This window comes from Streptomyces sp. NPDC054883 (assembly GCF_053610645.1).
In genome coordinates, this window is the sequence record NZ_JBSGYT010000048.1 from 1 (window position 1) to 15145 (window position 15145).

Genomic DNA, 15145 nt, shown 5'->3' on the forward strand with positions numbered 1-15145 from the left:
CGTCCTTCGAAGAGCACCGCCCGTGCGTCGGGGAGGAGCCGGACCTGCTCCTCGAAGCGGTCCGTCAGCGTCCGCTCCCCGATCTCGCGGCGGGTTCCCGTCCACTCCTCCAGCACCTGACGCCGCTCCACGTCGCCCAGCAACTCGAATGCGGACAGCGGGAGTGCGAAGTGATCCAGGACTTGTTCCGCGAACCGGACGAACCGGTCCTGGTGGCTCGCGGCCGCCGCGATGTCACACACCTCGGGCGCCGCGTCGAAGTCGACGCGCAGGCCGCCCTCCGGCCCGAGGTCGTACACGCCGACCGCAAGGTCCTCCACCGGCCCGTTGCTCAGGTTGTGCTGGGTGGTCGGGAAACCGCAGAACCGCATGCCCGGCGTGAACGCCATGATGTTGACCAGCGGCGCCGTGATCCGCCGCTCCGTCTCCGCCAGACCCAGGTCGCGGCAGACGTCCTCGTACCGCGTCCGCTGGTGCCGCAGGCCCTGGCGGGTCTCGGCGACCACCGCGCCCAGCAGCCCGGCCGGCGTCGCGTCCGCAGCGACCCGGAGCCGCAGGGGTATGACGTTCGACAGCATGCCCGGCGTACGGCGCGCGAGTTCGCTGCGGCGGCCCGTCACCGGGAGGCCGAGAGCCAGCTCGGTGCTTCCGCTGACCCGGTGCACGTACGCCGCCACGAGCGTGATCATCAGCATGGTCCACGGCGCGCGGTGCGTCCGGGCCACCTCCTTCAGCCGGTCCGCCCGCACCGGGTCCAGCACCACCGTGCGCCGGACGAAGGGCAGTTCCCCGGGGGCCGGGCGGCCGGTCCGGCCCTCCGCGAGGCGGGGCGTGGGCGGCAGCCCGGCGAGGTGGGCCGCCCAGTGCGCGCGGTCCCGCGCCCCCTCGGCGGAGGCCCGGTAGGCGTCGTCCTCCGCCAGCAGGTCGGCCAGCGTCCCGAAGGGGCCCGGGCCCCACGGCTGCCCCGCGGACGCCTGCTCGTACAGTTCGACCAGGCGCTGGTCGAGCAGCGCCACGCCCATGCCGTCGATCGCCAGGTGGTGGAAGGCGTGGAAGTAGAACCACCGCTCCTCGCCCGCCGGGTCGCTGCCCGCCCGGATCAGTACGTGCCGGGTCAGCCAGTCGGCCGCCAGGTCGAACGGCCGGGCCAGTTCGGTCCGCATCCAGGCGCGCGCCGCCGCGGCCGGGTCGTGCTCGCCGCTGAGGTCGAGCATCCGCAGCGCCCGCTCGCCCGGCTCGGCCCACAACTCCTGCCACAGCCCGCCGTCCTCGTCGGATCCGGTGCCCTGGATGCGCAGGACGTCCGCTTCGCGGGCCAGTCGGTACCAGCACCGGGCGAAGAGCGCCGGATCGAGGGTTCCCAGGATCTCCCGGTACTCCCCGATGTTGTAACGGCAGCCCGACGCGTCGAGGCCGTGGGCCATCCAGATGTCGCGCTGCGCCGCCGACAGGGGCAGCCGCACAGCGGCCGGCCGGTGCGCGGTGTCCGGTGGGGACGCGTTGGGGGACATGCGGAAGCTCCTCGGGATCGGTGCTGCGGCGGTGGTGAGGGGGTGCGGCGGCGGTGAGGGGGTGGGGCGGCGGCGGGCCGGGCGCTGCGTTCGCGGGCCGGCCCTCCTTGCGGCTGTACGTCATCCAACCCGCGGGCCACCGGGCCCGGCGGCAGTTGCTCCGGCACTCCGGAAGCAGTTCACCCCCGGGCGGCAGTCGCAGCCCGCCCGCGGCACACGGCCCGCACCAGACCGAGGACGCGGAACCGGGAGCCACCGCCCTCGTGGGTCGCCCGGACGGCGCCGGACAGCAGCAGTTCCCGCAGCGTCCGGCCGCACTCGGGCAGGCTCCGCCCGGTCAGCGCGGTGATGTCGGCCAGCTCGTACTCGGCCGCCGGATCCGCGCAGAGGGCGTCCAATAGCGCGGACGCGTCCGCCGGCAGCCGGTCGAGCCGCAGCCGCAGCGCGCGGCGGAAGTCCTCTGCCCCCTCACCGCCGCCGAGGTGGTCGAGCAGCGCCGTGGGGTCGGCGTCGAGGCTGCGGCACAGGGCCGGCAGGTCGCACACCACCAGCCACGACGCGGCGGCGGCCAGCGCCCCCGGGTGTCCGTCGAGGCCGCGGCACACCCGCGCGGCGCAGCGCAGGTCGGCCGGGCCGGGGACGAACTCCGGCCGGACCCGGCGCAGGTGCCCGAGGAAGACCTGTACGGCGGCCGGTGCGGCGGTGCCGTCCCCGTCGCCGGTGTCCTCGGCCGGTACCTCCAGCGGGGACAGCAGGAAGATCCGCTCGCCCGGTGTCCGCCAGGGCTGGTCGGAGGTGACGAGCAGGCGCAGTCCGGGGCAGGAGCGCAGCAGCCCGGTGAGCCGCTCGAACCTCGGAGCCCCGGCCGGCGCCCCGTCCAGTACCAGCAGCGCGGGCTGCTCGCCGAGCAGTTCGACCAGCCCGGCCACGGGGTCCCCGGCACTGTCCGCCGCCGCTCCGGGCGCCGTGGGGCACAGCGCGGAGACCGCCGCCGCGACCCGCGCCGACCACGGGCCCTCGTCGGGGCCGAGGTGGTCGGCGCTCGCGCCCTGGAAGGCGTGCCACAGCACCGGCATCCCGGTCGCGTGCAGCCGGTCGGCGACTTCGAGCGCCAGCCGGGTCTTGCCCATCCCGGTCAGCCCGACCAGGTGCACCAGCCGCTCGGTCCCCGTCGCCAGCTCCCCCGTGATGACGGTGATCTCCGCATCCCGTCCCACTATCGCGTGCAGTGCGGTCGGCGGGGCCGGCGGTTCGGCCGGCCCGTGCCCGCCGGTCCGGCCCTGCTGGGCCGCGGCCTCCAGCGCCGTACGGGCCCGCGGGCCCAGCCGCAGCGCGTCGGCCATCAGCCGCACCGTGTCGGGGCGCGGCCGGCGCGCCTTGCCCTGCTCCAGGTCGCGGATGGCCCGCACGCTGATCGTGGACAGGTCGGCGAGCTCCCGCTGGGTGAGCCCGATCCGCAGCCGGTGCGCCCGGATCAGGGAGCCCACCTGCGAGGACTCGGGCGGCGCCGACGCGGGCTCGGAGGTTCTGGTCGGCGGCAGTACGTGCAACTGGGCGGTCATGTGCGCTCCCGGCGAAGACGGTGGGGGAACGGCGGGGCCTCGGCGGAAGTGGCCCGGTTCCTGTTTCCCATCGTCGGCAGCGCGCTATCCCCCGGGCATCGTGATGCCGACGGCGCCCGCTATCGCCCTGCGGGGTCCCGCTATCGCGCCGGCCCCCGCCCGTCGCCTCCGGCATCCCGATATCACCGTGCGAGCGCCGCCCGAGCGGGCCGTGATAACGCGGCGATAGGAGCGGGGCCGGTCCGGGGATTCCCGCTGTTCCTAACTTGGTGTCCAGAAAGAACGAAGCGCCCCGGACGACCGGAGCGCACCGACGAGAGGGACCGACATGAGCCTCACCAACGCCTTCCGCGCCGCCCTCGTGACCGCCGCCATCGCCGGAGCCGCCGCCCTCGGCGCCCAGGTCGCCCAGGCCGACGGCGGCTCCACCACCCCGGCCGCCACGACCGGCGTGACCGCCCCCCAGTCCTCGCCGTCGCCGACCGCGACCGGCCAGACCAACCCGTGGGACTGACCCGCGACGAAGCGGACCTCAGACCCCGGCGGCGGTCTCCGTCGCCGGCGCGCGCAGCACGACCGCCCGGGTGCCCAGCATCCGCTCGGCCTCGGCGAGTTCGGGCTGCATCCGCCGCTCGCGGAAGGCCCGTACGGCACTCTCCAGCAGCTCCCGCGAGCGTGAGCGCTCGCCCGCCCCGCCGCTCGCGGCCAGCAGCCGGGCCAGATCCAGCCGGATGACCGCGGCCCCTCCCAGGTCCATGATCTGCTCGCGCACCGACAGCGCCTGGGCGTAGAAGCCCCGCGCCGCCTCGCCCCGGCCCATCTCCGCGTGCGCGGCACCCAGGTCCCGCAGCAGATGCCCCTCCCCGATCACGTCCCCGCTGTCCCGGCACAGCTGGAGCACCTCGGTGAACGTCCGCAGGGCCTGCTCGTGTTCACCCTGGGCCTGCTGCAACTGCCCCGCCCGGCGCAGGGTCCTGGCCTGACCGCCCGTGTAACCCACGGAGCGGTAGATGCCGAGGGCCTCGTCCAGCCGGCTCTGGGCGGCCGCCGGCTGTCCCCGCCGCATCCATATCTGCGCGCTCTGCGTCAGCACGATGGCCCGGCCCACCACGTCGCCGACCCGGTCGAAATCCCGCAGCGCCCGGTCGTACAACGTCAGCGCCGACTCCTCGTCGCCCCGCATCCGCTCCAGCAGCGCGAGGTCGCGGTGGCACAGGGCCAGGCCCTGGCGGTCGTCGAGTTCCCGGAACAGCCCGAGCGCCGTGGTGAGCGAGGCGTGGGACTCCGCCAGCTGGCTGCGGCCCAGGTACAGCACGCCCAGCGAACCGAGCAGGGCCGCCGTGCCGCGGGTATTGCCGGCCGCCCGTACGGCCCCCAGCGCGAGCTGGTGCGTACGCTCCCACTCGTCGAAGTAGCCGCGCCCCTCGAACAGGGTGGTCAGCGTCGTCGCCAGGTCCCAGCACAGCTCGTGCATCTCGTGTTCGGCGGCGTGCTCGACGGCCTGGACCAGGTTCGCCTGCTCGCTGTCGAGCCACTCCAGCGGGTCCACCAGCAGCTCGTCGACGCAGCTCGGCGGCGGTTCCCAGCGCGGAGCGGTGCCGTGCAGGACGGTGAAGTCCCCGCCGTAGATGCGCCGGTGGGCCTGCTCGGCCAGGGACATCCACCCGCCCAGCATCCGGGCGAGGGCCTCGGACTGCGCCGCCGGCTCGTCGTGCGCCGCGAGCTGCTCGCGCGCGAACACCCTGATGATCTCGTGGAAGCGGTAGCGGAACCCGCCCGTGGACTCGACGCCGACGACGTCCAGCATCTGTACGTCGACCAGCGGTTCCAGCAGGTCGGACGGGAAGGGCCGGCGGTCGTCGAGCAGCGCCCCGGCCAGCCAGCCGGGCAGTGTCGGGCCCTTCGCCAGGCTCAGCAGCCGCAGCAGCCGCCGGTCTCCGGGCGCCAGCCCGTCATGGGTCAGGCAGAGGCTGGCGCGCATCGTCATCTCGCCGTGGGTGAGTTCGTCGAGGCGGTGCCGCTCGTTGGCCAGGCGGTGCACCATGGACGCCAGCGTCCAGTGCGGGCGCGCCGCCAGTCGGGCCGCGACGATCCGCAGCGCGAGCGGCAGGCTGCCCACGGTCCGGATCAGCGCCTCGGCCGCGACCTCTTCGCACCGCACGCGGTCCGCGCCGACGACGCGGGCCAGCAGGTCCAGGGCGTGCTCGGTGCTCATGACGTCCAGCTCGACCCGGTGCGCCCCCGGCAGGCCGGTGAGCCGGACCCGGCTCGTGACGAGGACGGCGCACCGGCTGCTGCCCGGCAGCAGGGGCCGGATCTGGCTCTCGGACGCGGCGTCGTCGAGCACGACCAGGACGCGCCGGGAGGCCAGCAGGGTGCGGTACATCTCGGCCCGCTCGTCCTGCGACTCGGGGATCACGGGCCCGGGGATGCCGAGCGCACGCAGGAACCGGCCGAGGACCTCGGTGGAGGTGGCGGGGGTCCCGGTGCCGCGCAGGTCGCAGTACAACTGCCCGTCGGGAAAGCCGGTTTCGCCGAGTCGGTGCGCGATGTGGGTGGCGAGTGTGGACTTGCCGGTACCGGGCTTGCCGACGATGACGGCCAGGCCGACGGCGCGGCGGCCCCCTTCGCCCAGCAGGGTCTGCCCGATGTGGCTGATCTGTTCCTCGTCGCCGACGAAGTCGGAAGTGTCGGAGGGCAGTTGCCGGGGGACCTCCTCGCGGTACGGCGACCCGGCGGCCGGCGCGCTGCCGGCGGGGGCGGGAGCGCGGCCGTCGGGTCTCTCCCGGTTCGCCGGGCCGCCGCCGCCCGGCGTCACCGGGCCGCCGTGACCGCCGGTGCCCGAACCGGTGGCGCCCGCGCCGCCCCCGCTGCCGCCCGGGTCCGCGCCCGTGCCCTCGGCCCCGCCGTCGTCGCCCGCCGGGCTCGCGCCCCGTGCGGAGCCGTACCCGCCGCCCGTTCCGGCCGGCGCGACCGGCGGGACCCGGCCCGACAGGATCGCGGACTCCAAGCGGCGCAGCTCCGTCCCCGGCTCCAGCCCGAGCTCCTCCACCAGCAGCTCGCGCCCGACCCGGTAGCTCTCCAGCGCCTCCGCCTGCCGTCCCGAGCGGTACAGCGCCAGCATCAACTGCCCGCGCAGCCGCTCCCGCAGCGGGTGCACCCGTACCAGCAGCTGGATCTCCCCGACCAGTTGGTGGTGCCGGCCCAGGGCCAGCTCCAGCTCGATCCGGGTCTCGGCCGCCGTCAGCCGTTCCTCGTCCAGTTGCAGCGCCTTGCTGCGCAGCGTCTCGCTCGACACCCCGCTCAGACAGTCGCCCTGCCACAGCTCACCTGCCGCGCGCAGGAGTTCCACGGACTCGGCCGTCGCCCCCTGACGGCTCAGGGTCCGTGCGTCCGCCACGCGGCGCGCGAACACGGCCGCGTCCACCAGGTCGCCCTCGGTCTTGAGGACGTACCCGGGCGGCCGGGTGGTGATGGCGGCGGCGATCGTCGCCTTGGTGAAGAGCTTGCGCAGCCGGGACACGCAGATCTGCACCTGGGTGCGCGCGGTGTCCGGCGGCTCGTCGTCCCAGATCAGGTCAACCAGGTAGTCGGTGCTGACCACCCGGTTCGTCTCCAGCAGCAGGGCGGCGAGGATGACCTCCTGCCGGCCCGGCGGGATCCGCACCGGCCCGCTCTGACCGGCCACTTGTAAAGGGCCGAGGATCCGGAAAACCACCGCATCCGGGATGTCGGCAGCGCCGCCGGGCGAAACGGTCATGAGTCTCCCAGCTGGGGGAACGCCAGAGGAACGGTGGAGCGGGAGGGTCAGTCTCCCCGAACACCTCTACGGTTGTCCATGGTGTGGAGATTGCGTGATCGTAAACCGAGGGTGAGGTGCCGCTCACGCACCGCCGCCCTTCGCGCGCGGGCCCGCGGCACGCGCGCGCGCCCGGCGGGTGCGGTGATAGGGGCGGGATAGCCCCGGGTTGCGGGCCCGGCGCACGGTGTACTTGCCGCCACCGGACGGGGTGCGGCAGGTCGAAAGGACGTCCCAGATGAACAGCCGGCACGCCGGGCGGGTTCCGCCGAGTCCAGTGGTCACCGACTCGGGAGTCGACCACGTACGCCTGGCCTACCACTACCTCGACTCGGGCGACCTCGACGGCTACGGCTCCCTCCTGCACGCGGGCCTGCTCGGCGTCGCCGAGCTGGAGCGCCCCGCGTTCGGGGCCCGCCACCACATCACCCGGATCGTCGCCGACGGGGACTGTGTGGTGGCGATGGGCCGCGTCGCCCCGCAGCAGCGCGACTTCGTGGACGTCTTCACCCTCTCCGCGGAGGGCATGCTCCGCGCCTGCCGCCGCTACTACGCCGGTCCTGCCCGCTGACGGGACGGAGGCCGACGCGATGGGGCGGGGGTCGAGACGGGCTCGCACGGGCCGCCCGGCGCACCGCCCGAACCGGGAGCCTCTGGTGCAAACCGAACCGTGGGAGGCCTGCTCCGGGGCACCCGTTCGAAGGCCCGAACGGGTGGTGGGTTAGCATCTGAGCGCCGCCTAGCTCGAAAGATAAACCTGTGACTGTCAACGACGACTCGTTCACCCACTGGAAGAACCGCGAGGAGATCGCGGAGTCGATGATCCCGATCATCGGGAAGCTGCACCGGGAGCGGGACGTGACCGTCCTCCTCCACAGCCGCTCCTTGGTGAACAAGTCGGTGGTCAGCATCCTCAAGACCCACCGCTTCGCCCGGCAGATCGACGGCGAGGAGCTCTCGGTCACCGAGACGCTGCCGTTCCTCCAGGCCCTTTCCGCGCTCGATCTCGGCCCCTCCCAGATCGACATCGGCATGCTCGCCGCCACGTACAAGGCCGATGACCGCGGCCTGTCCGTCGAGGAGTTCACCGCCGAGGCCGTCGCCGGCGCCACCGGTGCCAACAAGATCGAGCGCGGCGCGTCGCGCGACGTCGTCCTCTACGGCTTCGGCCGCATCGGCCGCCTCGTCGCCCGCCTGCTCATCGAGAAGTCCGGCTCCGGCAACGGGCTGCGGCTGCGCGCCATCGTCGTGCGCGGCGGCGGCGAGCAGGACCTCGTCAAGCGCGCCTCGCTGCTGCGCCGCGACTCCATCCACGGCCAGTTCCAGGGCACCATCACCGTGGACGAGGCGAACAGCACGATCATCGCCAACGGCAACACCATCAAGGTGATCTACGCCAACGACCCGTCCGAGGTCGACTACACGGCGTACGGCATCAAGGACGCCATCCTCATCGACAACACCGGCAAGTGGCGCGACCGCGAGGGCCTCTCCAAGCACCTGCGCCCCGGTATCGACAAGGTCGTCCTGACCGCCCCCGGCAAGGGCGACGTCCCGAACATCGTGCACGGCGTGAACCACGACACGATCAAGCCGGACGAGCAGATCCTGTCCTGCGCCTCCTGCACCACCAACGCGATCGTCCCGCCGCTGAAGGCCATGGACGACGAGTACGGCGTGCTGCGCGGCCACGTGGAGACCGTCCACTCGTTCACCAACGACCAGAACCTGCTGGACAACTACCACAAGGCGGACCGCCGCGGCCGCTCCGCGCCGCTGAACATGGTCATCACCGAGACCGGTGCCGCCTCCGCCGTCGCCAAGGCGCTGCCCGACCTCAAGGCGCCGATCACCGGCAGCTCGATCCGCGTCCCCGTCCCGGACGTCTCGATCGCGATCCTCAGCCTGCGCCTGGGCCGCGAGACCACCCGCGAAGAGGTCCTGGAGTACCTGCGCGACGTCTCGCTGAACTCGCCGCTGAAGCGCCAGATCGACTTCACCACCGCGCCCGACGCCGTCTCCATGGACTTCGTCGGCTCGCGCCACTCCTCGATCGTCGACGCGGGCGCCACCAAGGTCGACGGCGACAACGCCATCCTCTACCTCTGGTACGACAACGAGTTCGGCTACTCGTGCCAGGTCATCCGGGTCGTCCAGCACGTCTCCGGGGTGGAGTACCCGACCTACCCGGCCCCCGCGGTCTGACCGCGTACGGCCCGCCGGCTGTCCCGTGAAGCGGGGCGGTGACCGGGGCGGGCTCCCGACAGGGAGCCGGCCGCCCGGCGCCGCCCCGCTTCCGCGTGTGCGCACGGACCGGCCCCGGAACCGGTCAGTGGACGACGCTGAAGCTGCGCCACGGCAGGCTGCCGGGGGCGGTCACGTTCGAGCTGGAGGTCGGGACGTAGATCCCCGGCGCCTTCTCGGTCTTCTGGCACTCCGGCGTCCGGTACACGATGACGTCGACCAGGGTGTTGTTCTCCACGTGCGCCGCGCCGCGCGGCAGACCGATCTTGTGGCAGCCCTGGACGGGAGTGTTCAGGTAGGCGAGCTCGACCGGGCCGTCCTGGGCGCGGAAGCTGAGGCTGCCCACGGTGGTCTTGCCGGCCGAGCAGGCCGTGGCCGTGAGCAGCAGCGCCGCCCCGGTGATGACGCCGATGCGCCGGAGGTGGGACATGGCTCGGTCCTCGTCTGTGCGGTGATGGCTTGCCCGTCACCGCAGCCTCGCCCGCCGCGCGCCGCGAGGCATCCGCTGCGCACCCGATGGGATGACGGCCGCTAGCCGGCCAGGACCGCGCCCCGCTCCTCCAGGACCCCCGCGATGCCCTGCGCGAGGCAGGGGACCCGTTCGAGGCCGATGCCGGCGATGTTCACCCGGCCGGCGGTCGTCCCGTAGATGGCGAACCGCCCGCGCAGCCGGAGCATCTGCGCGGGAGAGAGCGGCAGCATCGAGAACATCCCCTTCTGCCGCGCCAGCGAGGCCGCCTCGGCGCCCCGGCCGAGCGCGTCCAACTGCTCCACCAGGGCGGTCCGGTTGGCCGAGATCCGGCCCCGCATGGCGTCCAGCTCGCGGCGCCAGGAAGCCTGGAGCCCGGGGTCCTCCCAGATGGCCGTCACGACCGCCGCGCCGTGTTCCGGCGGCATCGAGTACTGGGTGCGGGCCGCGTTCTGCAGGGCCGTCTCCGCGTGCCGCAGGGCCGCCCGGGACGCCCCGAGGACGACGGCGCAGCCGGTGCGGTCGCTGTAGAGGCCGAAGTTCTTCGAGCAGCTGATGGCGAGCAGCATCTCCGGCACCCGCTCCGCCAGCATCCGCGTCGCCGCCAGGTCCGCCTCCAGGCCGTCGCCGAGCCCATGGTAGGCCAGGTCGACGAACGGCACCCAGCCCTCGCGCACGGCCAGCGCCGCCAGCGCCTCCCAGGCGCCGGGCGCCGGGTCGACCCCGGTCGGGTTGTGGCAGCACCCCTGGAGCAGCACCACGTCGTCCCGGCGCGCCCCGGCCAGGTCGCGCAGCATGCCGTCCTGGTCCAGCCAGCGGTACGTGCGCACGGTGAGGCCCGCCGCCTCCAGGATGGGCCGGTGGTTGACGTAGGCGGGGTCGCTGACCCACACGGTCGTGCCCGGCCGGGTCCGGCAGATCAGGTCGGCCAGCAGGCGCAGGGCGCCGCTGCCGGCCACGGTCTGGACCGCCACGGCCCGCTCAACCGGGCCGTCCGGACCGAGCACCATCGACAGCATCGCGCGGTTGAAGGCGAGGTTGCCGGAGAGTCCCCGGTACTCCTTCGAGGCGGAACGTTCCGCCAGGCGTATCTCGGCCTCGCGTACGGCTGCCATGACCGGCGTGGCGCCGCTCTCGTCGCGGTACACGCCGAGGACCAGGTTCAGCCGCTCGGGCCGCGTGTCGGCGCTGTACGCCTCCGTCAGGTCCCACAGCGGGTCCACGGGCGGCGGGAGGAGGAGCTCAAGCATCTACGGCATCCTCGGGGGTGGCGGAGGCGGACAGGGGGACGGTCGCGGGGGCCGGGCGCCGGTTGGCGAGGACCACGCCCGCGGTGATCACGGGTACGCCGACGAGCACGCTCGGCGTCGGCGCCTCGTGCAGCAGCGGAACGGCGAGCAGCACGACGGCAACGGGGCTGAGGCTGCCGAACACGGAGCTGCGTTCGGCGCCCAGCCGCCGGATGGCGAACGCGTACAGCAGACCGGCGCACAGCCCGACCCCGAGCCCCTGCACCACCAGGAACAGGGCGATGTCACCGCCCGCCGCCGACGCCAGACCGGTGGGCAGCACACCGGTCAGCACCAGCAGTGCCATCACGGCGAACGACGGCACGCACAGCAGACCGATCGATCCGACCGGATCGAGCGCGACCTCCCGGAGCCCCACCGTGTACAGCGCCCAGAGTCCGCTCGCCAGCAGCAGCACCCCGGCTCCCGCCAGCACCGCCGCGTCCACCGGCACCACGTAGCGCCACACGAGGGCGAGGACGCCCGCCGCGATCAGCGCGAGCCCCGCCGCCTGCGTGCCGCGCGGCGCGCCGCGCCCGCCGGCCACCATGAGCGCGGAGACGAACAGCGGGACCATGCCGGGGATCAGGGAGCCCACGAAGGCCGCGGAGGTCAGGGAGCCGCCGTACATCGCCGCCAGGAAGAACGGCACGCCCGCCCCGCAGATGATCTTCGCCGCGGTGGCCGGCCGGACGGCGGCGATGGCGCGGCGACGGCGCCAGAGCGCGGGTGCGAGGACCACGACGGGCACGCCGAAGCGCAGCAGCGCCGCGTCGGCGGGCAGCAGGGACGAGGTGCTCAGGGCCCGCGCGCTGAGCGCGAAGGCGGCCCAGATCGTCACGGTCGCCGCCAGCGCCAGCATGCCGCGCGCCTGCGGCGAGACCCGTCCGGCGGGCGGGCCCGCGATGCGCGGGGACGCCGCCGCGGGACGGCTTCGCGTCGTTGCCAAGGAGATTCCTCCAGCCTCAAGGGCCGGATCCGGCCACAAGGCAACGCTAGGGCTTTTTCCGGGGCAGCCGATTGCCACTTCTGCCCTCCGCACATACCTTGGGGGCAGAATCTGCCAAGGAGTGACGATGGACGCGGTCGATCTCCAGATCATTCGCGAATTGCAGGCCGACGGCCGGCTGTCCAACCAGGACCTCGCCGACCGGGTACGGCTCTCCCCGTCGCCCTGCCTGCGCCGGGTCCGCCGGCTGGAGGAGGCCGGACTCATCCGCGGCTACACGGCGATGGTCGACCAGGTCGGATTCGGACTCCCGATCACCGTGTTCGTCCGGATACGGCTGGAACGGCACACGGGGGAGGCGGTCCGGCGCTTCGAGGAGCACGTCGCCGTCATCGAGCACATCCAGGACTGCTATCTGATGGCGGGAAGCAGCGACTACCTGCTGCGCGTCGTCATCGAGAGCCTCCAGGCGTACGAAGCCCTGGTGCGCGACCGGATCCACGCCATCCCCGGCATCGCGTCCATCGAGTCGAGCTTCGCCTACGGCAGCGTCAAGCAGTCCCGCGTGTATCCGAGCCCGAAGTGAGCGTCACGGGCTCCCGGCGTCCGGCAGCTGCTGCTCGGACCAGATGACCTTCCCGCCCTCGGGGGTGTACCGCACGCCCCACCTGCGGCTGATTTGCGCCACCAGGAAGAGCCCCCGGCCGCCCTCGTCCGTCGTGGCGGCGTACCGCAGGTGCGGCGAGGTGCTGCTGCTGTCGAAGACCTCGCAGGTCAGTACGCGGTCGTGCAGCAGGCGGAGCCGGACGGGGGCGACGCCGTGCCGGATGGCGTTCGTGACGAGCTCGCTCAGCACCAGTTCGGTGCCGAAGGCGAGCTCCTCCAGGCCCCACTCCTCCAGCTTCCGGGCGGCCAGGGCCCTCATCTCCGCGACCGCGCTCGGCTCGAAGGGGACCTCCCACTCGGCGATGCGGTCCGCGCCGAGCGCCGTCGTTCGCGCCACCAGGAGGGCCACGTCGTCGCGGGGGCGTACCGGCAGCATCGCCTTGAGCAGGGCCCGGCAGGTCTCCTCCGGTTCCCGGTCGGCATGTCCGAGCGCCGCGCGGACCAGGTCGAGTCCCTCCTCGATGTCCCTGGCCCGGTCCTCGATCAGCCCGTCCGTGTACAGCACCAGCTGGGTGCCTTCGCTCAGGTCCAGCTCGGCCGACTCGAACGGGAACCCGCCCAGCCCCAGGGGGGCGCCGGGCGGCAGTTCCGGCATCTCCACCCGGCCGTCGGGGCGCACGACGAACGGCGGTACGTGCCCGGCCCGGGCGATCGTGCACCGCTGGGTGACCGCGTCGTACACGGCGTACAGACAGGTGGCCCCGAGCAGGCCGGCACCGCTGCCCTCGCCGTCCGTGCTCTGGTCGATGTACTGGACGAGGTCGTCGAGGCGGGCGAGGAGCTCGTCCGGCGGCAGGTCGAGGGAGGAGAAGTTGAGCACGGCGGTGCGCAGCCGGCCCATGGTGGCGGCGGCGTGCAGGCCGTGTCCGACGACGTCCCCCACGACGAGCGCGACCCGGCAGCCGGGGAGCGGGATCACGTCGAACCAGTCGCCGCCGACCCCGGACTGCGCGGGCAGGTAGTAGTGCGCCACTTCGACGGCGTTCTGCTCCGGCAGGTCGCGGGGCAGCAGGCTGTGCTGGAGGGTCACCGCGAGCGCGTGTTCACGGGTGTAGCGGCGCGCGTTGTCGATGGTGATCCCGGCCCGGGCGACGAGTTCCTCCGCCAGCGACAGGTCTTCCTCGTCGAAGGGCTCGGGCTTGCCCGAGCGCCAGAAGTTGACCACCCCGAGGACCACGCCCCGGGCCTTGAGGGGAGCGGTGATCAAGGAGTGGATGCCGTAGTCGATGATGGCCTGGGCCCGGGGCGGGTCCTGGGCGTGCCAGCCGGGCGCGTCGGCGAGGTCGGTCACCACCTCCGCCCGGCCGCTGTTGAGGCCGCGGGCCTGGGGGGTGGAGGGCAGGAAGTCGATCAGGATGCCGCGCGGGTAGAGCGGTGAGTCGTCCCGGATCCCGCTGACGGCGGTGCGCCGCAGGTCCGCCGCCGAGGTGGGCTCGTCGCCGTGCAGGACCGGCTCGGCCAGATCGATGGTGACGAAGTCGGCGAAGCGCGGGACGGCCACGTCGGCCAGTTCCTGGGCCGTGCGCTCCACGTCGAGGGTGGTTCCGACGCCGACGCCGGCGTCGTACAGCAGCTTGAGCCGCCTGCGGGTCGCGTCGGCCCGGGTGCTGAGGACCCGCATCTCGGTGGAGTCCCTGATGGTCACCGAGGTGCCCTCGGACCGGCCGCGCAGGTGGGTCGGCCGCTGGTTGATGACGAGCAGGCGGTCCCCGGCCTCGTGCATCTCGTCGGTGGCCTCCCGGCCGGACTTCAGGAGCTCGGCCAGTTGCCGGTCGAGCCCCGGCAGCTCGCCGACGAGCCGGCCCTCGGCGTCCGGCGGGAGGCGCAGCAGCCGGGTGGCCTCGTCGTTGGCGAGCAGCAGCCGCCCGGTCCCGTCGGTGATCAGCACGCCTTCCCGTACGGCGTGCAGCACCGCGTCGTGGTGTTCGTACATCCGCGTCATCTCGAGCGGGCCCAGGCCGTGGGTCTGCCGCCGCAGGCGCCGGCTGATCAGTGCCGATCCGGCCGTCGCCAGGGCGAGGGCCACGGCGCTGGCGCCGAGGATGACGGGGAGCTGCCGGTTCACGACGCCGGTGACGTTCTTCACCTTGAGGCCCGCCGACACCAGGCCCACGATCTTGTGGTCCGGCGAGAAGACCGGCACCACGGCCTGGATCTCCTTCCCGAGGGGGCCGTTCACGCTTTCGGTGAGGACGCGGCCGCCCAGGGAGGGGCCGATGTTGCCGACGAAGCGCTTGCCGATCCGGTCGGGCAGCGGGTGGGTGTAGCGGATCCCGTTGGTGTCCATCACCACGATGAAGTCCACCCCGGCCCCGGTACGGGTGGCCTCGGTGACGGGCTGGAGGACCTTGGTGGGGTCGGGGGAGCTCAGCGCCTGCTGGAGCCCGGGCGAGTGCGCGAAGGTCTCGGCGACCGCGACGGAGCGGTTGCGCGCCTCGCGGTCGACGTCGTGGCTCGACTGGAGCACGAGGGCCAGGACGGCACCGGCCGCGAGCAGCACCACGATCGCCACCTGGAGGACGAATACCTGTCGGGCGACGCTTCGCGGGCGATTTCTGCTCAGTGACCGCACCGACGTCCCCGGCACGGGTGGCAAGGATCGGTCACGCACCCAGTTGTAGCACTGTCGGCGGCCGTCGGCGTGGCGGTGGGGCGG

11 protein-coding genes are annotated in these 15145 nt (G+C 73.4%); 4 read left to right on the forward strand and 7 right to left on the reverse strand.

Annotation, left to right across the window (positions count from 1 at the left end; genetic code table 11):
* Both ACWGH1_RS28040 and ACWGH1_RS28045 read right to left on the reverse strand, forming a co-directional pair.
* On the reverse strand, positions 1-1511 hold a 1511-nt coding region (locus ACWGH1_RS28040), incomplete at its 3' end, for a condensation domain-containing protein (protein ID WP_453355682.1).
* A gap of 179 nt (positions 1512-1690) precedes the next feature.
* A complete protein-coding gene (locus tag ACWGH1_RS28045; protein WP_453355681.1) occupies positions 1691-3073 on the reverse strand; it encodes a helix-turn-helix domain-containing protein in 1383 nt (460 codons plus the stop codon).
* Between the two features lie 328 nt (positions 3074-3401).
* On the opposite strand from ACWGH1_RS28045, the gene ACWGH1_RS28050 reads away from it, so the two are divergent.
* On the forward strand, positions 3402-3587 hold the full coding sequence (locus tag ACWGH1_RS28050) for a hypothetical protein (protein WP_453355680.1): 186 nt from the start codon (positions 3402-3404) through the stop codon (positions 3585-3587).
* Between the two features lie 18 nt (positions 3588-3605).
* Here ACWGH1_RS28050 and ACWGH1_RS28055 read toward each other — a convergent pair whose 3' ends face one another.
* A complete protein-coding gene (locus ACWGH1_RS28055; RefSeq protein WP_453409108.1) occupies positions 3606-6833 on the reverse strand; it encodes an AfsR/SARP family transcriptional regulator in 3228 nt (1075 codons plus the stop codon).
* Between the two features lie 277 nt (positions 6834-7110).
* On the opposite strand from ACWGH1_RS28055, the gene ACWGH1_RS28060 reads away from it, so the two are divergent.
* Positions 7111-7443, forward strand: a complete 333-nt coding sequence (locus ACWGH1_RS28060; protein ID WP_453357423.1) for a nuclear transport factor 2 family protein — start codon at positions 7111-7113, stop codon at positions 7441-7443.
* A gap of 188 nt (positions 7444-7631) precedes the next feature.
* Entirely contained in the window at positions 7632-9077 is a 1446-nt protein-coding gene (locus ACWGH1_RS28065; protein WP_453357424.1) for a glyceraldehyde-3-phosphate dehydrogenase, read from the forward strand.
* Positions 9078-9201: 124 nt separating this feature from the next.
* On the opposite strand, the gene ACWGH1_RS28070 is transcribed toward ACWGH1_RS28065, so the two are convergent.
* The 3 genes from ACWGH1_RS28070 to ACWGH1_RS28080 form a co-directional block, all read right to left on the reverse strand.
* Positions 9202-9546 (reverse strand): hypothetical protein, encoded by a 345-nt coding sequence (locus tag ACWGH1_RS28070; protein ID WP_453357210.1) that lies wholly within the window; start codon positions 9544-9546, stop codon positions 9202-9204.
* A 101-nt stretch (positions 9547-9647) separates the two neighbouring features.
* Positions 9648-10835, reverse strand: coding sequence for an aromatic amino acid transaminase (locus ACWGH1_RS28075; RefSeq protein ID WP_453357211.1), 1188 nt, complete (start codon positions 10833-10835; stop codon positions 9648-9650).
* Entirely contained in the window at positions 10828-11823 is a 996-nt protein-coding gene (locus ACWGH1_RS28080; RefSeq protein WP_453357212.1) for an EamA family transporter, read from the reverse strand. Before ACWGH1_RS28080 ends, ACWGH1_RS28075 begins: the two co-directional genes overlap by 8 nt.
* A 127-nt stretch (positions 11824-11950) precedes the next feature.
* On the opposite strand from ACWGH1_RS28080, the gene ACWGH1_RS28085 reads away from it, so the two are divergent.
* A complete protein-coding gene (locus ACWGH1_RS28085; RefSeq protein WP_453356183.1) occupies positions 11951-12409 on the forward strand; it encodes an Lrp/AsnC family transcriptional regulator in 459 nt (152 codons plus the stop codon).
* 3 nt (positions 12410-12412) lie between these two features.
* On the opposite strand, the gene ACWGH1_RS28090 is transcribed toward ACWGH1_RS28085, so the two are convergent.
* A complete protein-coding gene (locus ACWGH1_RS28090; protein ID WP_453356185.1) occupies positions 12413-15061 on the reverse strand; it encodes a SpoIIE family protein phosphatase in 2649 nt (882 codons plus the stop codon).
* Positions 15062-15145: the final 84 nt, after the last annotated feature.

Coding starts and splice junctions, on each gene's coding strand:
- ACWGH1_RS28045 (WP_453355681.1), bottom strand. CDS start 3,073: ATGACCGCCCAGTTGCACGTACTGCCGCCGACCAGAACCTCCGAGCCC.
- ACWGH1_RS28050 (WP_453355680.1), top strand. CDS start 3,402: ATGAGCCTCACCAACGCCTTCCGCGCCGCCCTCGTGACCGCCGCCATC.
- ACWGH1_RS28055 (WP_453409108.1), bottom strand. CDS start 6,833: ATGACCGTTTCGCCCGGCGGCGCTGCCGACATCCCGGATGCGGTGGTT.
- ACWGH1_RS28060 (WP_453357423.1), top strand. CDS start 7,111: ATGAACAGCCGGCACGCCGGGCGGGTTCCGCCGAGTCCAGTGGTCACC.
- ACWGH1_RS28070 (WP_453357210.1), bottom strand. CDS start 9,546: ATGTCCCACCTCCGGCGCATCGGCGTCATCACCGGGGCGGCGCTGCTG.
- ACWGH1_RS28075 (WP_453357211.1), bottom strand. CDS start 10,835: ATGCTTGAGCTCCTCCTCCCGCCGCCCGTGGACCCGCTGTGGGACCTG.
- ACWGH1_RS28085 (WP_453356183.1), top strand. CDS start 11,951: ATGGACGCGGTCGATCTCCAGATCATTCGCGAATTGCAGGCCGACGGC.